The sequence below is a fragment of the Thermobifida sp. genome, from assembly GCF_017577275.1.
GTDB classification, from domain to species: domain Bacteria; phylum Actinomycetota; class Actinomycetes; order Streptosporangiales; family Streptosporangiaceae; genus Thermobifida; species Thermobifida fusca.
Window position 1 is genome coordinate 64,500 of the sequence record NZ_PITY01000025.1, and the last position, 22,666, is coordinate 87,165.

Below are 22,666 nucleotides of genomic sequence, written 5' to 3' on the forward strand. Positions count from 1 at the left end.
CTGACGGGGGTCGCCCACGATCGGGCGGCCCCCTTTTTCGTGTGCCGCGGGCCGTCCGTAGGATCGTCGGCATGCTGAAAGTGGGACTGACCGGCGGGATCGGTTCGGGGAAGAGTTCGGTGGCGCGCCGTCTTGCCGCACACGGGGCGCTCGTCATCGACGCGGACGCTATCGCGCGGGAAGTGGTCGAACCGGGAACCCCCGCGCTTGCCGAGATCGTCGCCGAGTTTGGTGACCAGGTGCTCACCCCTGAGGGAAGACTGGACCGGGCCCGGCTGGGGGAGATCGTTTTCGCTGACGAGACCAAACTGGCTCGGCTCAACGCGATCGTGCACCCCCGGGTGGGGGAACGCACCCAAGAGCTGATGGCGCAGGCAAAGGAGGGCACGATCGTCGTCTATGACGTGCCGCTCCTCGTCGAAAACAATCTCGCCGACCAGTACGACGTGGTGATCGTGGTGGACGTCCCGGTCCACACCCAGGTGGAGCGGGTGACCGCGAACCGGGGGATGCCTGAAGAACAGGTCCGTGCCCGGATCAACGCCCAGGCCAGTCGGGAGCAGCGCCGCGCGGTCGCCGACATCATCATCGACAATTCGGGAACCGAGGAGGAATTGGACGCCCGGGTCGCTGAGGTGTGGGAGGAACTGCAGCGGCGACTGCACTCCCGGTAGCCGGCAGCGGCGAGCTGCTGCCGCGGCAGTGTCCGGCCCGGGCGTCGACTGCCCCACCAGGGGACCAGGGGCGCTCCGGGTGAAATCCGATAGAGCCTAAGGCTGAGACGGGGCCTGTGCGACGTGATCAGCCGCTGAAAGCCTGGAGGAAATAGGAGACAGCACGCCCGGCGAGCTCAGCGCCAACCTTCACTGCTTTCGAGAACCAGTTTTTGATGCGTTCACGCACTGTCACCTTGTGCTCTTCATGCTGCCGGGGAATTTCAGCGGCTGCCTTCTCCCGTTCCTTGAGCCGCTCCTCGTCCTCCTGAATGCTGCGGCGCTCGGCCTCGAGATCGTCCTCCACCGGATCCGGCTCGGGGGTGGAGACCGGGGTGAGACGCTGGGGGCGGCTGGAACGCTCCGGTGGGGCGGTCTTCTCCCTCTGGGAGGAGCTCGTCAGTGACAAGCGTCTTTCGCGTTCGTCGAGTGCTTCTTCCCGCTCGGTGAGTTCTTGCTCCCACTCGGCCAGTTCTTCCGCGCGCTTGTCCAGTTTCTTCGCGCGCTGGGTCAGGCGTCGTGCGAGCTGGGTAAGAGCCTTCTTCTCCTGAGCGAGGAGTTTTTCCTTCCTGCGAAGCAGCAGCTCGCGCTCTGCGAGCTGCTGTTCACGTTCCCGCTCCTGCAGCTCCTGGACCCCTCGCGAGACGGCTTTGTCCCAGCTCGCCAGCGTCTCCCCGGGAAGACGCTGCACTACCTGGCCCAAGAGGACGAAGATGTTCCAGCCGTGCAGCGCGTCGTAGGGGACGATCTGGTCAAGGGAGAAACGTGTGCGGTACCGGCCACCATGGATCCCCTCACATAGGTCCTGGTAGAAGGCCTGGCGGGCGCGTTCTACGGCCTCGCGGTCAGCTTCCGTCGCAGGTCCGGCGATCCCGTTGAGCCTGACTGAGCGCCGTTCCCCCTCGATGAGGGTGGTGATCGACTCGAGACGGTTGTAGGCGAAAACGATCTGCTCCGGGGCTACCCCGCAGGAGATCAGCAGATCCACGGTGCTCTTCGTCGCGGAGTTGAACGGCCGAGGAGGGTTGACGACCACGAGGAAACCGTCTGCCTCGGCGACCCTGCGCCGGTACATCTCGCGGTACTCACGGTCGTTCTTGGGGGTGTCCCCAAGGCCGGGGAGGTCGACGATGTCGATGTACTGGCCGTGGGCTTCCCACTCGTACAGCGTGTCGGTCACACTCCCCCGGGAGAAGTCTCCGACAGCACCCACCTCTCTACCGAAGAGAGTGTTGATCGTCGTGGTCTTTCCAACCCCGGTCTGACCGCAGATGACGATGTTCGGTTTCCGCTGCTTGGGCAGCTGTACGCCCCTCTGGCGCAGCATTTCCAGGAACTTCTCGACCTCCTGGTCGGTCATGTTCTCCGCTGACATTGATCACCTTCCTTTCTTGGGGAAGAAAGCGACCGCAAATATTCTCTTCCCGCAGAAGAGAACAGGATAATCCTGTGTTGCTTTCAGGAAATATGTCCGGCTTCTGGATGGCGAATCGCTGTCTTTTTATTGACGCGCGGGGCGGTGCTCCGGTTCCCTTGCGTTCCGGATAGGAAATGTCCGAAGCCGGAGCAAAAGAGAACTGTTCTTCCCGTCGGAGGACTTCCGCATGCGGAAGGGCTGTCGGCAGCCGGACGGAATTCCGGGCAGTGCAGAGCGGTCGAGCGGTGATCCGTTTCAAGCGGCAGCGGATATCGACCCGAGGATTCCGAACTCCGGGGAAGGACCCCGGCAGCGCCTGGATGTGCGTATCGAGCTACTGTGCACCGACCCATGGCGGAAGCCGCAGCAGCAAGAGAGCGGGCCCTGCGGGCAGAGAGAAGACCATCCACCGGGGGAGAAAACCGGGCTGACGGGGAGGACTGTGCGTTCGCGATGCCCCGGAAGCTGCTGTTAGCGCAGGGTTGCGGGGAGCGCGCCGTCAACGGTCCCTGGAGCCGTGCGGCGGCGCGAGTCGCGTGGGATGTCGGAGCACTCTCCCACTGAGTGCGCGGGTGTCTGCCCATCCCAGGCCGCTGCTTGCTTCGGATCCGTATCCCCGAGCGGAGAAAGACACAGGCTCCGGCCGCGGACGGTCTGCCAGACCGAAGTGAAAACACCGGATTGACTGCGCGACAGGGCCTGCCTGATGATCAAATTGACAATTGGCCGGGCTTTGCATCGAGAGGAGAGAGAAGAACTCCGAAAACAGAATCGAGAATCATCTTTCGCGAAAATGAGGGTCGCGCCCCGAAAGCGCGGAGTACTGCGGGCGGAGATGCTTCGGGATACTGGTAGACGGCCGAGTGATGAGTGAACGGAGGACTGGTGGGTCGACAGGCACGACCAGGACGTCGTCTCAATCCAGTATCCAAACCTGAAAGTCCCGCTGGAAGATTCGCACTAGAGTTGCGTGCGTTGCGTGCGGATGCGGGAACCCCGTCCTTTCGGACGCTTTCCGCCCTCACAGTCTCTTTAGGAGAAGGATATTCCGATACAACCCTGAGCAATGCGGCATCCGGGCGCGAATTGCCCACACTGGGAGTCGCCGTGATGTTTGTCCGGGCCTGTGCCGCATACGCCCGAGCCCATCCCGAGCAGGCGGTCGGCAGCGCAGAGGCATGGGAGGAAGCCGCTCTGCTCGAACAGTGGCGGCAGCGGTGGTATGAAGCCCGCAACGAACAGGCCGCTACGCAGCAGAGCCCCACCTCTGTGGGGGCCGACCCGGAACCCGGCTACGCCACGACGGCGTTTGCCACCGGAACCCTGCCAGCCGAGGTCACGTCGTTCGTAGGCCGCAAAACCGACCTGGCCGCGGTAGAGGAGCGGCTCGCCCACGGCGGGACGGTCACCCTCGTCGGCACAGGGGGAGTAGGCAAGACCAGGCTCGCCCTGCACGTAGCCCGCCGGGTGTGCGACCGTTACCGGGACGGCGTGGGGCTCGTCGAATTGGCGTCGGTCACCGATCCGCAGGCCGTGGTGTGGACTGTGGGAGCAGCACTGCGGATCCCGGACGGCTCCGCAGACGCGTCCGCGGACACGCTGGCCGCAGCCCTCGCCGACCGGGAACTTCTTCTGCTCCTCGACAATTGCGAGCACCTGGTGGAGAGCTGTGCGGTCCTGGTGGAGACTCTGCGGCGGCGGGCGCCCGGCGTGCAGATCCTGGCCACCAGCCGACGCCCGCTGGGCTGTGCAGGGGAGCAGCTCTGGCAGGTGCACCCCCTGTCCGTGCCTGGGTCCGCCACCCCGCTGGAGCACCTGACACGGTACGAGTCGGTCGAACTGCTGGTGGACCGGGCCGCAGCGGTGGTCCCGGGCTTCACGGTGGACGAGGACAACCACCGGGCGGTGATCCGGCTGTGCCAATTGCTCGAGGGGGTGCCGCTGCTGGTGGAACTGGCCGCCCGCGGACTGCGGGTCCTCTCCCCGCGGCAGTTGCTGGAGCGGTTGGAGGAGGGACTGTCCCTGCCGGACAGTTCGGTGCGCACCGCCCCGGACCGGCACCGGACGCTGCGCGCAGTGCTGGACTGGAGCTACGGGCTGTGCACTCCGGACGAGCGGCGGGCCTGGGCCCGGCTTTCAATCTTCGGTGGGGACTTCACGTTGGAGGGCGCCGAAGCAGTCCTGGCCGAGGCCGGCTGGGAGACAGACAAGGCGCTCCACGCGGTCACCGGTCTTGTGGACCAGTCGGTGCTGACCGCCTACGACGCTGAAGGGCAACGGTACTACCGGATGCTGGAACCGGTGCGGCGCTACGGCCGGGACCGGTTAGCGGAGAGCGGAACCGCAGAGGAGACGCGCCGTCGGCTCCGCGACTGGTATCTGACCCTGGTGGAGCGCGCGGAGAGCGCGTGGAGCGGTGCCGGGCAGGCACTCTGGTTCCGGCGGCTCCGCCGCGGCCACGCCGACCTGAAAGTGGCGCTGCGCGCAGGGCTCGACGATCCCGCGACCGTCCGTCGCACGCTGCGGGCTATGGGCACTCTGTGGCCGTACTGGATGCTGTGCGTGCCGCTCAGTGAGAGCCGCCACTGGTTGGAGCTGGGGCTGCAGCGGTGCCAGGAGCCCGGGCCGGAACGAGACAAAGCGTTGTGGGTGTGCGGGTTCGTCGCGGTACTCCAGCGGGACCTCGATACGGTGGACCGCTGCGCCCGCGAGATCGAACAGGAAGGAACAGGCGGGACGCGGACAGAATCCGATGCGGCCCTGCTGCGCAGCCTGGCGGCGCTCTCCTGGGCGGAAGCGGGCACCGCGCGCGCCAAGGCACTGCGGGCGCTGCAGGGGTATCGCCGCCACGGTGACGAGTTCGGGGAGCAGGTCACTCTCGGGCTGCTCACTTTGATCGGCGAGGGGGACCAGGCGACGGTAGCGGAGTACCACCGGAAAGCGGTGGAGCTGAGCCTACGCCGCGGGGAACGGTGGCACCGCTCCTATCTGCTGTCCACGTTCGGGATCTACCTCTGGCGGCAGGGCGAGGCCGATGAGGCGGCCGCCCACTTGGTGCGCAGCCTGGAGATCAGCGCAGAGTTCGACGACCGGCTGGGCGGCGCGATGGCGGTGAACGCGCTCGCGTGGATTCTGGCGGAGCATGGAGACCCCGGGCTCGCGGCCCGCCTGCTGGGAGCGGCCCGGACTTTGCTGGGCGGGGGCGTTCCCCAACTGTTCGGGTTTCCCCAACTGCTGTGGGAGCACCGGCGCTGCGCGGCGCGGCTCCGTGCCGAGTTGGGTGCGGACGGGGTGGCTCGGGCACGCGAGGAGGGGGCACGGCTGGGGCTTGCGGAGATCGTGCGTCTCCTCCACGAGTCCGGTCTTCCGGCCTGCGGGGGTGGATCCGTTGCGAGGACGGGGGAAGGGGACGGCGAGCTGGCTGGGGGCGCCGCCCTGGGCTGCGCACGGTGAGCACTCGAGGCCGGGTGGCGGCACACCGCGCAACCCCGGTCGGTCGACGGTGCCCAGCGGGGGGAGGGGACGGCTTCCCTTGGGACGGGCCGCGACGGACCGCCGCGTTGGGGAAAGGCGAGTTGTCTCCTGTTTTTCGGGGAAAAACCGGTTTCTCTGCGGGAAAACCGGGAAGAGTGCGTTTTGCGCCGCTGGATTGTTCAACGGGAAATAAAGTCGTCATCAACTGCTCGGAATGTTGTCCCGAGAATTCTGTTAACGCATCCTGATTGCGGATCCGTGTGCGCAGGATACGGTGGAAAGAATCCTGGGCAGTAGATGATGCGACGCTGTGAATACGCGGAATTGTCTCACAGTAGAAAGAAGCCAACGGTTCCGGTCAGGTGCCGCGCAGAGGGGAGCCTGCACGAGCCCAGGGTCGTGTCTCGGGAGAATATCCCCACGTCAGAGTGGTGAGAAGAGGGCAGCTTCCCGGCTGTAGGCAGCGGTAGGGCTGCGTCTGAGACGTCCCCGTTCGTGCTCTTTGTCCTGCCGTTCACGTATTTTCCGAGAGCTGGAGGGTAGGGGAGTATTCCGGAAAAGCACGTGCAGAGTGCTATGCCGTGCCGCCATCCCAAAATGAGAGCGAACCGTAACAGGAATAACGGTCTGTCCACGTCCCGTCGGGTTCAGCATCCTGAGGGATCGCCACCCGCTTTCCGGGCTGCCCGGCCGTATCCGCCCGTATTCCACCCCACGACGAGCAGTGTGATAAGCAGCACCGTGCTCCTCGCCTCCGTTGGCAAGAAAAGCGGTATTCCGACGCAGCCGGCAGGGGTGCGGCAGGCGGAGCGTTGCCGCCGGACACAGCCCACCCCAGGAACGCTGGCTGAGGACGAACGGCGGAACCCGGCTGTCAGCGGCGGACCCTAGAGTGGGACACAGGCGGGAAGACGGAGAACACGCAGGGGGACGTATGCGACCGGTCACCGACATCCAGCGCACGGACAGGCCATTCGAAGTGGTCACAGACATGGTCCCGGCGGGTGACCAGCCCGCCGCGATCGAGGAGCTCGCCCGACGGATCCAAGGCGGGGCGGCCGACACGGTCCTGCTGGGCGCCACCGGTACCGGAAAAACCGCCACCGTGGCTTGGCTCATCGAGCGGCTGCAGCGCCCCACCCTGGTCATCCAGCCCAACAAGACGCTGGCCGCGCAGTTCGCCAACGAGCTGCGCGAGATGATGCCCCACAACGCGGTCGAATACTTCGTCTCCTACTACGACTACTACCAGCCCGAGGCCTACGTCCCGCAGACCGACACTTACATCGAGAAGGACTCCTCCATCAACGAGGAAGTGGAGCGGCTCCGGCACTCGGCCACCACGGCGCTGCTCACCCGCCGCGACACCGTTGTCGTGGCGTCCGTGTCGTGCATCTACGGCCTGGGCACCCCGCAGGAGTACGTCGACCGCATGGCGACAGTCGAAGTCGGCATGGAGATCGACCGCGACGAGCTGCTGCGCCGGCTCGTGGAGATGCAGTACACCCGCAACGATGTCGCGTTCACCCGCGGCACGTTCCGGGTGCGGGGCGACACCGTGGAGATCATCCCGGTCTACGACGAGCTCGCGGTCCGGATCGAAATGTTCGGCGACGAGATCGAACGGCTCATGACCCTGCACCCGATCACCGGCGAAGTGCTGGGGGAGAGCGACCGCGTCTACATCTTCCCCGCCTCCCACTACGTGGCTGGGCCGGAGCGGATGCGGAAGGCCATCGCCGGCATCCAAGCGGAACTGGAAGAGCGGCTCGCGGAACTGGAAGCGGCCGGCAAGCTCCTCGAAGCGCAGCGGCTGCGCATGCGCACCACCTACGACGTGGAGATGCTGGAGCAGATGGGCACCTGCGCGGGGGTGGAGAACTACTCCCGCCACTTCGACGGGCGTGCCCCCGGAAGCCCGCCCAACACCCTGCTCGACTACTTCCCCGAAGACTTCCTGGTGGTCATCGACGAGTCGCACGTCACCGTGCCGCAGATCGGCGGCATGTACGAGGGGGACGCGGCACGGAAACGCACCCTGGTGGAACACGGCTTCCGGCTCCCCTCGGCGATGGACAACCGGCCGCTGACCTGGGACGAGTTCCGGGAACGCACCGGTCAGACCCTCTACCTGTCGGCCACCCCGGGCCCGTACGAGCTGGAACGCGTCGGCGGCGACGTGGTCGAGCAGGTGATCAGGCCGACCGGCTTGGTGGACCCGGAGGTGATCGTCAAACCCACCGAGGGGCAGATCGACGACCTCGTCCACGAGATCCGGATCCGCGCCGAACGCGACGAGCGGGTGCTGGTCACCACCCTGACCAAGAAGATGGCCGAGGACCTCACCGACTATCTCACCGACCTCGGCATCCGGGTGCGCTACCTGCACAGCGAGATCGACACGCTGCGCCGGGTGGAGCTGCTGCGCGAGCTGCGGGTCGGTGTTTTCGACGTGCTTGTCGGCATCAACCTGCTGCGGGAAGGGCTCGACCTGCCCGAGGTGTCGCTTGTGGCGATCCTCGACGCGGACAAGGAAGGATTCCTCCGCTCGGAGCGGTCACTGATCCAGACGATCGGCCGGGCCGCCCGGCACGTGTCGGGGCAGGTGCACATGTACGCCGACACGGTCACTGACGCCATGGCCGCGGCGATCGAGGAGACCAACCGGCGGCGGGCCAAACAGCTCGCCTACAACGCGGAACACGGCATCGACCCCAAGCCGCTGCGGAAGAAGATCGCCGACATCCTCGACTCTCTGGCCCGCGAGGACGCCGACACGGCCGAACTGCTCGCGCGCAGCCGCGGGGAGAAGCGGGGCACCCCCACGCCCCGGTCCGGTGCGCTGTCCGGCCCCGACCGGGTCGCAGAGCAGGCGAAGAACCTTCCTCGGGAGGAGCTCGCCGCCCTCGTCGAACAGCTCACCGAGCAGATGCACCAGGCAGCAGCCGATCTGCAGTTCGAGCTGGCTGCCCGGCTCAGGGACGAGATCAAGGAGCTCAAACGCGAACTCCGCGGAATGGAGGAGGCCGGAATCGGCTGACTGCCCGCCGCAGCGAACTTTTCTGCCCCGCACGGGATCTCATCACGTAAATGGCTGTTGGAGGGACAAGGCGAGGGAGACGGGGAAACGGATGCGGTGCCGGGTGGCGGCTCTCACCAGCGCAGTTGCACTTGCGGTGGCTGCGGTAGCGGGATGTTCGGGCGGGCTCAGCCTGCGGGACGACAGCGGAGCGGGGATCTCGATCGACGAGGACGGCGACATCTCGGTGGGGGACGGCACCACCGAGATTGAGATTTCCGGTGGGGGAAGCCCGGGATCGTCGGACGGCGGCGCGCTCGTCACCGACGAGCTCATCACCATCGCCACTGACGGGGGCACGGTTGACCAGGAGTGCGGTGGGCGGAGTGTGAACGTGGTCGCCAACAGCGCCACCGTCGCCCTTACCGGCTCCTGCGCCTTGCTCACCATCACCGGAAGCGACAACCAGGTGAGTGTGGAGTCAGCCACCGAGGTGAGCGTGCTGGGTTCGAACAACACCGTCCGGTACGCCTCGGGGGATCCTGTGGTCACCGATTTGGGGAGCGGAAACAGCGTTGAGCCGGGAGGGAGCTCCGCGCCGTGACCACGCCCGCTCTGCCGGTCTTCGACGGGTTTCCTGAGAAATCTTTGGTTTTGGTTACGGTTGAGGGGTTTGTTGGCTTATAGGTAGACCGTGGAAGATTGTCGGACGACAATTTCAGAACGAAGACACAAACTTCTGAGGTTTTGCCTGCATTCTCCGGTCTGAGGCGATAACGTACGCTTCGGTAGTCGATATGCGACTTTAGGTAATCGACAAGGGTTCTAGCGGCGGGGCGCTAGGAACCCCCGGTGCGTACGCGTGAGCGTGCCACCGCCAGGGAGGGATGAATGAGCGGCTATGTCGCGCGGGTGCGGCATGACAATCCGCCGAACGGGACAGCCGAATTTGACAGACTCGTGGCATCGGTGGCCAAGCGCTGGGCAGCGGTTGACCCGCTGCTGCCTGAGCCGTCGCATCCGAAGCTCAACACCAACCCGCTGCTGACCGTCAGCGACGAGCTGGGCCGCCCCATGGCGATCGGCGCTATGCGCTACTCCTGGTACCAGCCCGGAGAGGCAGGACGGACCTGGGGAGTCCCCGACCAGCACTGGATCACCCCACTCGTGGGCGGCTCCGACCCGGAGGGGGCGCTCGACTCACTGCTGACCAGTTGGCGCGACCAGTTGGAAAGACTGCCCACCGGGACAGGGTCAGAGTCCGCGGCCCTGCTGACCTGGCCTGCCCGTGACGTGTGCGGGATCCGTCCGCTGCAGCGCCACGGCATGCAGCCGGTCACTGTCATGGCGGTCCGGGAACGCCGCCGCGGCGTGCCTCCCGCACTGCCGCCGCGGGACGTCACGATCCGGCTCGCCGACCTCCAGGATTTGACCGCCGTGGTCAGCCTGGTCATGGAGGAGCACCGTTACGAAGAACACTTCGGCAGTGTCTTCATCCAGCCGGAGACCGCCGAGCAGACCCGCAAGGTGGCGGCCCGGGCATTGAGCCGCAACCCGTCGTGGATCTGGCTGGCGGAACGGCGTGGCCGTCCCGTGGGACTCGTGTGGGTTTCCCCACCGCACCGGGCACGGTGGGTCGCCCCCCTCGTCAACGCGGCACCCGCCGCCTACATCGGCTACGGAACTGTGGTCGAAGAGGAACGGGGGCAGGGCATCGGCACCACGCTGATCAGCCACGCCCACCATGCCCTGGACACCCACGGCATCGCGGTCACCCTGCTCAACTACTCGGTCACCAACCCCCTGTCAGGCCCGTTCTGGCACCGGATGGGCTACCGGCCGCTGTGGACCACGTGGGAGGTCCGGCCGGCACTCGCCTTGCGTTGAGCCTCCGGTTGCGGGTGCGGACCGGACCACGGCCGGTACCCGCAACCGGGCGGCACCCACTGGCCCCAGCCCATCAGGACAGGGTGTTATCCTGGGAGCCCGTGGAGTCCGCAGAGTTTGTTCGGCCGTGTGCCGTTGGCGGACACCGCACGGTCGCCTGACGGACGTAAGGCGTTCCGTAGCCGCACAACCACGGGAGCAATCTTGGCATCCGCCGCGAGTAGCAAACACCTTTTCGTCACCGGCGGCGTCGCCTCCAGCCTCGGCAAGGGCCTGACCGCTTCCAGCCTCGGACGACTGCTGAAGTCGCGCGGGCTGCGGGTCACGATGCAGAAGCTCGACCCCTACCTCAACGTCGACCCTGGAACGATGAACCCGTTCCAGCACGGTGAGGTGTTCGTCACTGACGACGGGGCAGAAACCGACCTGGACATCGGCCACTACGAGCGGTTCCTGGACACCGAGCTGTCCGCCTCAGCCAACGTCACTACTGGGCAGATCTACTCCAGCGTGATCGCCAAGGAGCGCCAAGGCGCCTACCTCGGCGATACAGTGCAGGTCATTCCGCACATCACCAACGAGATCAAAGCCCGCATCCTCGCCATGGACAGCGAGGACGTGGACGTGGTCATTACCGAGATCGGCGGCACGGTCGGGGACATCGAATCGCAGCCCTTCCTCGAGGCAGCCAGGCAGATCAGGCACGAGATCGGCCGCGACAACTGCTTCTTCCTGCACATCTCCCTGCTGCCGTATCTGGCGCCCGCCGGTGAACTGAAGACGAAACCCACCCAGCATTCGGTGGCTGCGCTGCGCAGCATCGGCATCCAGCCTGATGCGATCGTCTGCCGCGCTGACCGCCCGATTCCCACCAGTCTCAAGCAGAAGATCAGCCTCATGTGCGACGTGGAGGAGGGCGGTGTCGTGGCCTGCCCGGACGCTCCCTCCATCTACGACATCCCCAAGGTGCTGCACCGCGAGGGCTTGGACGCCTTCGTCGTGCGCCGCCTCGGGCTGGCCTTCCGCGACGTGGACTGGACCGAGTGGAACGACGTGCTCGACCGGGTCCACAACCCCGAGCACGAAGTCACCATCGCCCTAGTCGGTAAATACGTCGACCTCCCCGACGCCTACCTGTCGGTCACTGAAGCGCTGCGGGCCGGAGGGTTCGCCCACCGCACCCGGGTCAACATCCGCTGGGTGGCCAGCGACAACTGCACCACCCCGGAAGGCGCCCAACGGGAACTCGACGGGGTCCACGGGGTCCTCATCCCCGGTGGTTTCGGGGTGCGCGGCATCGAAGGCAAAGTGGGGGCGATCCGCCACGCCCGTGAAAACGGCATCCCCCTGCTCGGCATCTGTCTGGGCCTGCAGTGCATGGTCATCGAATACGCCCGCGACGTGGCCGGGCTGCGCGGCGCCAACAGCCTCGAGTTCGATGACAAGGCGGAACACCCGGTCGTCTCCACCATGGCCGACCAGACCGACGTGGTCGCCGGGGAACGCGACATGGGCGGCACGATGCGGCTCGGCCTGTACCCGGCCCGGCTCCGCGAGAACACGCTCGTCCGGGAACTGTACGGAGGGGCGGAAGAAGTCTCCGAACGGCACCGCCACCGCTACGAGGTCTCCAACGCCTACCGGCCCGTCCTGGAAGAAGCGGGACTGGTCATCTCCGGAGTCTCCCCTGACGGATCCCTGGTGGAGTACGTGGAGCTGCCGCAGGACAAGCACCCGTTCTTCCTCGGCACCCAGGCCCACCCGGAGCTGCGCTCCCGGCCCACCCGCCCCCACCCGCTGTTCGTGGGATTCATCGAGGCCGCGCTGAAATACTCGGCGGGGACAGGGATCGCCGATGGGTGACGACACCGGGATCGTCGATACCCCCGACTCCTGGCCGGTCGAACGCTCGGAGACGCGGTACCGCAGCCCCATCGTCGGCATGGTCACCGACTGGGTGCGTATGCCCGGCCGGGACGGTGAGGAGACCGTGGCCCGGGACCGCTTCGTCCACCCTGGAGCGGTCGCGGCCCTGGCCCTCGACGACGCCGGGCGGGTGCTGCTGCTCCGCCAGTACCGGCACGCGGTCCAGCACCGGCTGTGGGAGCTGCCCGCCGGGATCCGCGACGTTGACGGGGAGCCCCCGTTGCGTACCGCGCAACGGGAACTGCTGGAAGAAGCCGGATACCGGGCGGCCACGTGGCACGAGCTTGCCGACTTCTTCCCTTCCGCAGGGTTTTCCACGGAACGCATCCACGTCTTCCTCGCCCGTGACCTCGTCCGCGTCCCCGAGGAGGAAGTGGACTTTGTCCGCATCCACGAGGAAGCGGACATGCCCATCGAATGGGTTCCGCTGGACGAGGCGGTCGCCGCAGTGCTCGCGGGACGGCTGCACAACGCCGCCACCGTCATCGGGATTCTCGCCGCCCACGCGGCGTCCCGCGACGGTTTCGCGTCCCTGCGCCCCGCGGTCGAATAATCATGGTGGCGGTGGTCCGGCCCCGGGCCGCCGCCACTGCACCGACCCGGGGAGGAGCCAAGCGGAATGCCCGAGCAGGCGTCTCGTCTTCACACAGCGGTACGCGGATACCTCGACCACTTGACTGTGGAACGCGGGCTCGCCGCCAACACCCTCCAGTCCTACCGCCGGGACCTCAACCGCTACCTGGACTTCCTCACCGCCCGCGGCATCACCGACCTGCGCGACGTCCGCGCCGACGACGTCGCCTCCTTCCTGCGCACCCTGCGGGAAGGCGACGCCCACCACCGGCCTTTGGGCGCCAACTCCGCGGGACGAGCCGTGATCGCAGTCCGCGGCCTGCACCGGTTCGCGCTCCGCGAAGGACTCACCGCCCACGACCCCGCCCACGAGGTACGGCCCCCCGCCCTCCAGCGCAGACTCCCCAAAGCCATCACCGTGGCCCAAGTGGAGGCGCTGCTCGCCGCAGCCGACATCGGAGGCGGTCCGCGCGCACTGCGGGACCGCGCCCTCATAGAACTGCTGTACGGCACGGGGGCGCGGATCTCCGAAGTCGTCGGCCTGGACGTGGACGACGTCACTCGGCTGCGCCCCGACCCGCACGCCGACACCGAAGTCGCGGCGGTGCGGTTCCGCGGCAAAGGCGGTAAAGAGCGCATCGTGCCGGTCGGCCGGTATGCGCGCACCGCTGTAGACGCCTACCTGGTGCGGGCCCGTCCCGGGCTCGCCGCTGCCGGACGCGGCAGCAGCGCCCTGTTCCTCAACGCCCGCGGAGGCAGGCTGACCCGGCAGGGTGCGTGGGCGGTACTGCACGCCGCCGCTGAACGGGCCGGCCTCCGCGATGTGTCCCCGCACACCTTGCGCCACTCGTTCGCCACCCACCTCATCGACGGGGGCGCGGACGTGCGCGTCGTCCAAGAGCTTTTAGGGCACGCCTCCGTCACCACGACGCAGGTCTACACCCTCGTCACCGTGGACCGGCTGCGGGAGGTGTACGCTGCAGCACATCCCCGGGCGCGAGTGTCGCGTTGATTCACCGCATCCGACACTCTAGAGTCGCCGCACGAACGCAATAGTGTCGACAAATCGAGTTTTTCCAACGGCCTGTCAACCGGTTCGGCAGAATTCGGTGTGATGACGACCGGTCCGTAGGGAGGTCCTGGGTTGTGAGCTGGTCCGGATACGACAACGTGGGCACGCCAGCATCAGCGGATGCTGCGGCGGCCGAGCCGGCGAACAGCCCCTGGGCGCAGGCGCCCAGCGCGGGGGCGGCACTAGGCGGGGTGAACCGGCCGAAACCGGAATTTCCGGAACCGGAACCCCTCGACCACCACGGCCCCGCCCGCATCGTGGCGTTGTGCAACCAAAAAGGTGGGGTCGGCAAGACCACCACCACCATCAACCTGGGGGCAGCACTCGCCGAGTACGGACGCCGTGTCCTGCTCGTAGACTTCGATCCCCAAGGCGCACTCTCCGTGGGGTTAGGCCGCCGCGACCCGCGTGAACTGGACCTCACCATCTACAACCTGCTCATGCAGCGCGACGTCACCGTCGACAAAGTGCTGCTCACCACGGAGATCGACGGGCTGGACCTGATCCCCAGCAACATCGACCTGTCTGCCGCGGAAGTCCAACTCGTCGGTGAGGTCGCCCGCGAGCAGATGCTCAGCCGCGCCCTCGCACCCGTGGTCGACGACTACGACGTGGTCCTCATCGACTGCCAGCCGTCGCTGGGCCTGCTCACCGTCAACGCCCTCACCGCCGCCCACGGCGTCATCGTCCCCCTGGAATGCGAGTTCTTCGCGCTCCGCGGCGTCGCCCTCCTCATGGACACCATCCAGAAAGTCAAGGAGCGGCTCAACGACCGCCTGGAGATCGACGGGTTCCTCGGCACCATGTACGACCCGAGGACCCTGCACGCCCGCGAAGTGCTCGCCACCATCATCGAAGGCTTCGGCCCCAAAGTGTTCCACACCGTCATCCACCGGACCGTCAGATTCCCCGACGCCACGGTCGCCGGTGAACCGATCACCCAGTTCGACCCCTCGTCGGCGGGCGCCCGTGCCTACCGGGAACTGGCCAAGGAGGTGCTTGCCCGGTGGTCCCACGGCGTTCCCGACGCGTGACGCGGTCCGGTGCGGAGGACACGCTCGTCCGCCCCGCCGCGTCCCGCTCCGAAACGCCTACGACCCCCGCAGAGGCAGCAGCCCCGGGCACGCCCCAGCGCGGGCGGGCCCGGCACACACGACCGCGCATCGCGATACCGCCGAGCGGACGGCAACGCCACGAAGAGAAGATCACCGTCTACGTCTCCGAGGACGAACTCCTCGCCTTGGAGCAGACCCGGCTCGTGCTGCGCGCCGACTACGGACTCACCGTTGACCGCGGCCGGATCGTGCGGGAAGCGATCGCGGTCCTGCTCGCGGATTTTGAGGAGTACGGAGAGTCGAGCATGCTAGTGCAGCGACTCAGCGACCCCTGAACCAGCCGGTGACTATGACCCATCGACCGATCCCGCCGGGGCACGCCCCGGACCACCGATGACCGACCAAGAGTCCCCCGAGCGGGGGTTCCTCGTCCACCTCGACAACTTCGAAGGCCCCTTCGACCTGCTCCTCACCCTCATCTCCAAGCACAAGCTGGACATCACCGAGGTAGCGCTGTCGAAGGTCACCGACGAGTTCATCGCGCACATCAAGGCCTACGAAGACTCGTGGGACCTTGACATGGTCAGCAACTTCCTGCTGGTGGCCGCGACCCTCCTCGACCTGAAGGCGGCCCGGCTGCTTCCCCGCGGGGAAGTGGAGGACGAAGCCGACCTGGCCCTGCTGGAAGCCCGCGACCTGCTGTTCGCCCGCCTCCTGCAGTACCGGGCCTACAAGCAGGTCGCTGCCGTGTTCGCGGAACGGCTCGCCGCGCAGAGCCGCCGCTGGGCGCGCGCCGTCCCCCTCGAACCCCGCTTCGCCGACCTGCGTCCTGACGTCCTCCTCACCCTCGGCCCCCAGGAGTTCGCTGCCCTAGCCGCCCGCGTCTTCACCCCGCGTGAACCGCCGAGCGTCCCGGTCACCCACATCCACCAGCCCAAAACTTCCGTGGCAGAACAGGCGGTGCTGGTCGTGGCGGAACTGCGGGAGCACGGCACGCTCACCTTCACCGAGCTCACCCGCGCCTGCACCGATACGTTTGAGATCGTGGCGCGGTTCCTCGCCCTGCTCGAGCTGTACCGGAACGCTCACGTCAGCTTCGACCAGCCGGAACCGCTGGGGGAGCTGCGGATCACCTGGACCGGCAGCAGCGAAGGCGACGTGTCAGTGGCCGACGACTACGGACAGACCAAAGACCACGACGAGGGGAGGGCCCCGTGAGCCGCACCACATCCGAGGTCGACCTGACCGTGCTCCGCCGCAACTTGGAAGCCGTGCTCATGGTGGTCGACCAGCCAGTCTCCGCCTACGAACTGGCCCGCGCCTTCGGCACCGACGTGGAGACCGTCACCCGCGTGCTGCGGGAGACAGCACGCGAGTACACCGAGCAGGGCCGCGGCTTCGACCTGCGGGAAGTAGCCGAAGGGTGGCGCTTTTACACCCGTCCCGAATGTGCTGAAGCCGTGGAGCACTTCCTCCGCGACGGCCACGAAGTGCGGCTCACCCAGGCAGCCTTGGAGACGCTCGCCGTGGTGGCCTACCGCCAGCCCGTCTCCCGCGGCAAGGTCTCTGCGATCCGCGGTGTGAACTGTGACGGGGTTATGCGTACCCTCGTACTACGGGGGCTGATCGAAGAAGCCGGCCAGGACCCGGAGTCAGGCGCGATTCTCTATCGCACCACCAGCTATTTCCTGGAACGGCTAGGATTGCGCAGTCTCGACGAACTTCCCGACCTCGCCCCTTTCCTACCCGACGACATCGAAGGTCTCGACGACACCGGTGAACAAGCCACACGATGACAGCATCCGCCGCCGTGGCGGCGGCCGACCGCGCGGTGGGCGCGGCCATTTCGAACAGACGGGACGCCGCGAGCACCGGGACCGCCGCGGCGCACATTTCGACCAGGACACCGGGGACGACCGGAGGACTGCCCCCGGCCGGAAGCAGCGGGACGGACAGCGTGGGGAGCGCACGCAGCGTGCCCAAGCCGAACGGAGGCAGCGGCACGCTCACGACCCCCGCGCCCGGCGCTCCGGCCGCGGGGGACGCGGCGCAGAACGGGGACTGTCGCCGCAAGCCCGCGCCCGGCTGCGGATCCTCCGCGACGAATACGATCCGTGGGACGACGATCCCGTCGACCCGGACGAGGAGCGCGACACCTACGTGGACGTTCCCGGCGGCATCCGGCTGCAGAAAGCCCTCGCCCAGGCGGGGGTGGCGAGCCGCCGCGCCTGCGAGGAGCTGATCGCTGCAGGCCGGGTCAGCGTCGACGGGCAGATCGTGCGGCGTTTCGGTGCCCGCGTCGACCCGGAGAAGTCCGAGATCCGCGTGGACGGTATGCGGGTAGTCACCTCCCAGAACCTGCGCTACTACGCGTTGAACAAGCCGCGCGGGGTGGTCAGCACCATGTTCGACCCCGAGGGGCGGCCCACGATCGGCGACTACGCCGCCCAGATCGGCCCCATCGAAGAACGGCTGTTCCACGTCGGCCGCCTCGACACGGACACCGAGGGCCTGATCCTGCTCACCAACGATGGGGAGCTCGCCAACCGGCTCACCCACCCCCGCTATAAAGTGACCAAGACCTATCTTGCGAAAGTGCCCGGACCCGTCCCCCGCGACGTCATCCGCCAGATCCGCAAAGGGGTCGAACTGGACGACGGATTCGTCAAAGTGGACTCGTTCCGGGTGATCGACAACATCGAGCCGAAAGCCCTGGTCGAGATCAGACTGCATGAGGGGCGGAAGCACATTGTGCGCCGCCTCATGAAAGCGGTGGGTCACCCCGTGTCTGACCTGGCCCGCACCCAGATCGGACCGGTCGGGCTCAACAACCTGAAGAGCGGCACCATCAGGGCCCTGACCTCGCAGGAAGTCAGCGAGCTCTACACTGCCGCAGGGATGTAGCCCAGGGATATCGGGAGGACGAAAAGTGGCGGTACGAGCAATCCGTGGGGCGGTCCAGGTCGACGCCAACGAACGGGACCTCATATTAGAAGCGACCGCGGAGCTGATCGAAGAGGTCATGCGCCGCAACCAGTTGACCACCGACGATTTCATCAGTGTCCTGTTCACCGCGACCCAGGACCTCAACGCGGAGTTCCCGGCGCTGGCCGCACGCAAGCTCGGCTTCACTGACGTCCCCCTCATCTGCTCCACCGAGATCGCAGTGCCGCACGCCCTGCCCCGTGTGGTGCGGCTCATGGCGCACATCGAAACCGACCGGCCCCGCTCGGAACTGCACCACGTCTACCTGCGCGGCGCCCAAGTCCTGCGGTTGGACATCGCGCAGTAGCCGGCAACGGGAAGGCGGGCGCGCTGCGGTCCACCGCCGGGTGCCCTAGCCTGGGCGGAAAACCGGAGACGGATAGCCGACAACGGGAGACAAGGCCATGGTCGAGAGTGCGGTCGTGATCGGCACCGGGCTGATCGGAACGTCGATCGCGTTGGCGCTGCGGCAGCGCGGTGTCGACGTGGCACTCAGCGACCGCGACTCCGCAGCCCTGGAGCTGGCCTGCGAACTGGGCGCCGGCACCCCCCTGGTCGAGGACCTGCCGGAGCCCGCGGACATCGCCGTGGTCGCGGTACCGCCTAGCGCGGTGCCCGCGGCCCTCCGCGACGCGCAGCAGCGCGGCCTGGCCCGCGTCTACACGGATGTGGCCAGCGTGAAAACGTCCGTGGTCAGGCAGGCAGCGGAGCTCGGTTGCACGATGGCCAGCTACGTGCCCGGCCATCCCATGGGGGGCAGGGAGAAGCAGGGGCCCAGTGCGGCCCGCGCCGACCTGTTCCTCGGCCGCTCGTGGGCGCTGTGTCCCACCCCCCAGACCGACCCTGTCGCAGTGAAAACCGCTACCCTGCTCGCGGAACTCTGCGGGGCCAACCCTCTGGTGGTCGACGAGACAGCCCACGACAGGGCGGTGGCGCTGGTCTCCCACGCCCCCCACGCGGTGTCTGCCGCGGTGGCTGCCTCCCTGCTCGACGGGGACGACACCGCGCTTGCCCTGGCCGGGCAAGGCCTGCGTGACATGACACGCATCGCCGGAGGGGACGTGGACCTGTGGCGGGAGATCCTCAGCCACAACGCTGGCCCCGTGGCCGCGGTCCTGGAGCAGGTCGCTGCGGACTTGGCGGCGGCCGCTGCCGCGCTCCGCACCGGCACCCTGGACACGGTTGTGGACCTGCTGCGGCGGGGCCGCGCGGGGCACGCGCGGGTCCCCGGCAAACGCGGCATCGGCCCCACCCCCGACTACGCGGTGCTGTCGGTGGTGATCCCGGACGAACCGGGAGCATTGGGTCGCCTGTTCGCCGCCGCGGCCGAGGCGGGTGTCAACGTGGAGGACGTGCGGATCGACCACTCTCCAGGGCTGCCGCTGGGTGTGGCCCAACTGTCGGTGGTCCCCGAAGCCCGCGACCGGCTGGAGCGTGCTCTCACCGCGGGCGGATGGTCGGTGCACCGTTGAAGGGTGCCGGACCGCGCCCATCTCCCCGAAAGGACTCTGCGAGGCTGAGCGGGCTGTAGGCTGAACCGGAAAAGACGACAAGGCGGACGTTGTGCAGGGAGCGGTAGACGTGAGCGGGCAAGGGCACGGCGAGGGGTTCGTCATCGCCATCGACGGTCCTTCAGGATCGGGAAAGTCCAGCACAGCCAAGGGTGTGGCCCGGGCACGTGACCTCAAATACCTCGACACCGGCGCCATGTACCGCGCCATGACATGGTGGATGCTGACCCACGGGATCGACGTGTCCGACCCTGAAGCGGTCGCTGAGGCAGCCCCACGCCCGGTGATCACCATGGGTATCGACCCGGATGCGCCCACCGTTCACGTCGACGGGGTTGACGTGGCCCAGGAGATCCGCACCGACATCGTCACCGCCAACGTCAGCGCAGTCAGCGCCGTGCCCCGAGTACGGGAGATCCTTGTCGCCCGCCAGCGCGAAATCATCGCTGAAGCGTGCGCGACCTCACCCGGGATTGTCGTGGAAGGCCGCGACATCACCACGGTGGTCGCCCCCGAAGCCCCGGTGAAGCTCTTCCTCACCGCGAGCGCGGACGCCCGGGCCCAGCGGCGCAGCAGAGAAATGCAGTCCACCGACGTCATGGCTACCCGGGAGGCGCTGGTCCGCCGCGACCAGTTGGATTCGACCCGCGCCGTGGCCCCCTTGACCCAGACCCCGGACGCCATCGAATTGGACACCACGGGTCTGACGTTGGACGAGGTCATCGCACTGGTGGTCAAACTCGCCGACGAGGCGCGGGAGGCGGCCAGCCGACCTTCGCCACAGCCCCGCTGAGAGACGCGGGACCCCGTGCCGACCGGCACGCGGGCCATCCAGTCCTCACGACACGCATCCTGGGCGCGTGGGGACTTGCTACCGGGAGTATGCGTGATGAGTGACAACGCCGACGAGCGCACCACAGTGGCCGCTAGCGACGAAACCACCCGCGTCAAACCTGTCGTGGCCGTGGTGGGACGCCCTAACGTAGGCAAATCGTCCCTGGTCAACCGGATCATCGGACGTCGCGAAGCAGTGGTGGAAGACGTTCCGGGGGTGACCCGGGACCGGGTGGCCTACGACGCCAACTGGCAAGGGCGCGAATTCACCCTCGTCGACACGGGCGGCTGGGAGACCAACGCTAAAGGACTGGCCGCCATGGTGGCGCGCCAAGCCGAATACGCCGCAGAAACTGCCGACGTGATCCTGTTCGTGGTGGACGCCACGGTCGGAATCACTGACGAGGACGAGGCCGTCACCCGCGTCCTGCGCGCCACCAAGCGCCCCGTGGTGCTGGCCGCCAACAAGGTGGACGGCCCGCTGGGCGACGCGGACGCGATGGAGCTGTGGAATCTGGGGGTGGGGGAGCCGTACCCGGTCAGTGCCCTGCACGGCCGCGGTATCGGCGACCTGCTCGACGCGGTCCTCGACGCCATGCCGAAAGAACCGCCCCCTCTCGAAGAGGCCGCGGTCGACGGGCCGCGCCGGGTCGCCTTGGTGGGACGGCCCAACGTCGGCAAGTCCAGCCTGCTCAACAAGCTCGCCGGGGAAGAGCGTGTGGTCGTGGACTCGGTGGCGGGCACCACCCGGGATGCGGTCGACGAGCTCGTCGAACTCGGCGGGAAAACGTGGAAGTTCATCGACACCGCGGGAATCCGGCGCCGGTTCCGCGCCCTGCAAGGCGCGGACTACTACGCGACGATGCGTACCGCCACCGCGCTGGAACGCGCCGAGGTCGCCGTGGTCCTGCTGGACGCCAGCGAACCCCTGGCGGAGCAGGACCTCCGGATCATTGACCAGGTCATCGAGGCGGGCCGGGCCCTGGTGCTGGCGTTCAACAAGTGGGATCTGCTGGACGACGAGCGCCGCTACTACCTGGAGAAAGAGATCGACCGCCAACTATTCCGGGTGAGCTGGGCGCCCCGGGTCAACATTTCCGCGAAGACCGGGCGGCACGTCGAACGGCTGGTTCCTGCGATCGAACAGGGCCTGGAGAACTGGGAGACCCGCATCTCCACGGGGCGTCTCAACGCCTGGTTCAAGGAGCTGGTCTCGGCCGTGCCCCCGCCCGCACGCGGCGGCCGGCAGACCAAGATCCTGTTCGCCACCCAGGCGGGGGTCCGGCCACCGCACTTCGTGCTGTTCACCACAGGGTTCCTGGAAGACAACTACCGCCGGTTCATCGAACGGCGGCTGCGGGAGGACTTCGGGTTTGAGGGCACGCCCATCAAACTGACCATGCGCATCCGGGAGAAGAAGAAGGGGAAGGCCGCCCAGCGCTAGGACCGCGAGGGCCTGTCTGCGCGCCACTGCGCCGGGAAGCGGCCGCAACCCCGGCTGCGTGCACTGCTGGCGGGCTGGACCCTTCGGACAGCCCGCCAGCAGCCGGTCGGACGGCCTGGATCCGGGCGGGGGAGGAAGCGATGGAACGGATACTGGTCAGCGCCTGCCTGCTGGGGCGGGCAGTGCGGTTCGACGGACGGGCGAAAACGATCAACCACGAGATTGTGGCGCGCTGGCGAGACGAAGGACGGCTCGTTCCGTTCTGTCCGGAAGTGGTCGGAGGACTTCCGGTTCCCCGGCCGCCCGCCGAGATCGAAGGCGCGCAAGGGGCCCGCGCTGTCTTAGCGGGACAAGCGCGGATCCGGACCCGGGACGGCCGCGACGTTACCGCGTTCTTCCTCCACGGCGCCCAGGCCGCCCTGCGCGCTGCCCAAGAGCACGGGGTGCGGCTGGCCGTCCTCAAGGAGAAAAGCCCGTCCTGTGGGGTCCACCAGGTGTTCGACGGCTCGTTCACCGGTACGACCGTCCCGGGAACGGGGCTGACCACTCTGCTGCTGCGCGACCACGGCATCGACGTCTTCACCGAGCACGAACTTCCGCAAGCCCAGGCCCGGCTTACGGAGTTGGAGACGTCTCGCTGACGTCCGACCTCTTCCGTGCCGTTCGGGGCTGCGGAAGCGCCCCCGTGAGGGGAGGAGCCGGCTGCCTAGCGTGGCACGGTTGCGTAAAGTCCTGCACGGAGCCGGCGGCAGAGAG

At 67.4% G+C, this 22,666-nt stretch carries 19 protein-coding genes; 18 read left to right on the plus strand and 1 reads right to left on the minus strand.

The annotated features are described in order from the left end of the window. Window positions 1-71 precede the first annotated feature (71 nt). Entirely contained in the window at window positions 72-674 is a 603-nt protein-coding gene (gene coaE / locus CW348_RS12965; RefSeq protein ID WP_016188531.1) for a dephospho-CoA kinase, read from the plus strand. 127 nt (window positions 675-801) lie between these two features. Here coaE and CW348_RS12970 read toward each other — a convergent pair whose 3' ends face one another. Beyond that, window positions 802-2,088: a GTPase gene (locus CW348_RS12970; protein WP_011291640.1), complete on the minus strand. Its 1,287-nt coding sequence runs from the start codon at window positions 2,086-2,088 to the stop codon at window positions 802-804. A gap of 1,152 nt (window positions 2,089-3,240) precedes the next feature. On the opposite strand from CW348_RS12970, the gene CW348_RS12975 reads away from it, so the two are divergent. From CW348_RS12975 to CW348_RS13055, 17 genes are all read left to right on the plus strand, one after another. Continuing rightward, entirely contained in the window at window positions 3,241-5,583 is a 2,343-nt protein-coding gene (locus tag CW348_RS12975) for a tetratricopeptide repeat protein (RefSeq protein ID WP_011291642.1), read from the plus strand. A 955-nt stretch (window positions 5,584-6,538) separates the two neighbouring features. Beyond that, window positions 6,539-8,644 carry an excinuclease ABC subunit UvrB gene (gene uvrB / locus CW348_RS12980; protein ID WP_011291643.1) on the plus strand — a complete coding sequence of 702 codons (2,106 nt, stop codon included), beginning with the start codon at window positions 6,539-6,541 and terminating at the stop codon, window positions 8,642-8,644. A gap of 136 nt (window positions 8,645-8,780) precedes the next feature. Further along, complete coding sequence (locus CW348_RS12985) at window positions 8,781-9,227, plus strand: DUF3060 domain-containing protein (RefSeq protein ID WP_234351672.1); 447 nt, start codon at window positions 8,781-8,783, stop codon at window positions 9,225-9,227. A gap of 287 nt (window positions 9,228-9,514) precedes the next feature. After that, on the plus strand, window positions 9,515-10,510 hold the full coding sequence (locus CW348_RS12990; RefSeq protein WP_016188534.1) for a GNAT family N-acetyltransferase: 996 nt from the start codon (window positions 9,515-9,517) through the stop codon (window positions 10,508-10,510). Window positions 10,511-10,714: 204 nt separating this feature from the next. Then, window positions 10,715-12,373, plus strand: coding sequence for a CTP synthase (locus CW348_RS12995; RefSeq protein WP_041427888.1), 1,659 nt, complete (start codon window positions 10,715-10,717; stop codon window positions 12,371-12,373). Further along, entirely contained in the window at window positions 12,366-12,989 is a 624-nt protein-coding gene (locus tag CW348_RS13000; RefSeq protein ID WP_011291647.1) for an NUDIX hydrolase, read from the plus strand. Before CW348_RS12995 ends, CW348_RS13000 begins: the two co-directional genes overlap by 8 nt. A gap of 66 nt (window positions 12,990-13,055) precedes the next feature. Further along, a complete protein-coding gene (locus tag CW348_RS13005) occupies window positions 13,056-14,021 on the plus strand; it encodes a site-specific tyrosine recombinase XerD (RefSeq protein WP_011291648.1) in 966 nt (321 codons plus the stop codon). A 134-nt stretch (window positions 14,022-14,155) separates the two neighbouring features. Next, a complete protein-coding gene (locus CW348_RS13010; RefSeq protein WP_011291649.1) occupies window positions 14,156-15,115 on the plus strand; it encodes a ParA family protein in 960 nt (319 codons plus the stop codon). Next, window positions 15,112-15,471: a hypothetical protein gene (locus CW348_RS13015; RefSeq protein WP_011291650.1), complete on the plus strand. Its 360-nt coding sequence runs from the start codon at window positions 15,112-15,114 to the stop codon at window positions 15,469-15,471. Before CW348_RS13010 ends, CW348_RS13015 begins: the two co-directional genes overlap by 4 nt. Before the next feature lie 58 nt (window positions 15,472-15,529). Beyond that, entirely contained in the window at window positions 15,530-16,354 is an 825-nt protein-coding gene (locus CW348_RS13020; RefSeq protein ID WP_011291651.1) for a ScpA family protein, read from the plus strand. Beyond that, complete coding sequence (gene scpB, locus CW348_RS13025) at window positions 16,351-16,932, plus strand: SMC-Scp complex subunit ScpB (protein ID WP_011291652.1); 582 nt, start codon at window positions 16,351-16,353, stop codon at window positions 16,930-16,932. The genes CW348_RS13020 and scpB overlap by 4 nt, the downstream gene beginning before the upstream one ends. Next, window positions 16,913-18,040, plus strand: coding sequence for a pseudouridine synthase (locus CW348_RS13030; RefSeq protein ID WP_011291653.1), 1,128 nt, complete (start codon window positions 16,913-16,915; stop codon window positions 18,038-18,040). The genes scpB and CW348_RS13030 overlap by 20 nt, the downstream gene beginning before the upstream one ends. A gap of 25 nt (window positions 18,041-18,065) precedes the next feature. Then, the gene (gene aroH, locus CW348_RS13035; protein WP_011291654.1) at window positions 18,066-18,428 is read left to right on the plus strand and encodes a chorismate mutase; all 363 of its coding nucleotides are present in this window, start codon (window positions 18,066-18,068) and stop codon (window positions 18,426-18,428) included. A 97-nt stretch (window positions 18,429-18,525) separates the two neighbouring features. After that, complete coding sequence (locus CW348_RS13040) at window positions 18,526-19,593, plus strand: prephenate dehydrogenase (protein ID WP_011291655.1); 1,068 nt, start codon at window positions 18,526-18,528, stop codon at window positions 19,591-19,593. A gap of 109 nt (window positions 19,594-19,702) precedes the next feature. Beyond that, window positions 19,703-20,425, plus strand: a complete 723-nt coding sequence (gene cmk / locus CW348_RS13045) for a (d)CMP kinase (RefSeq protein WP_011291656.1) — start codon at window positions 19,703-19,705, stop codon at window positions 20,423-20,425. 96 nt (window positions 20,426-20,521) lie between these two features. Next, entirely contained in the window at window positions 20,522-21,910 is a 1,389-nt protein-coding gene (der, locus tag CW348_RS13050) for a ribosome biogenesis GTPase Der (RefSeq protein ID WP_104612905.1), read from the plus strand. A gap of 140 nt (window positions 21,911-22,050) precedes the next feature. Beyond that, window positions 22,051-22,551: a DUF523 domain-containing protein gene (locus tag CW348_RS13055; protein WP_104612904.1), complete on the plus strand. Its 501-nt coding sequence runs from the start codon at window positions 22,051-22,053 to the stop codon at window positions 22,549-22,551. The last annotated feature ends 115 nt before the right edge of the window (window positions 22,552-22,666 follow it).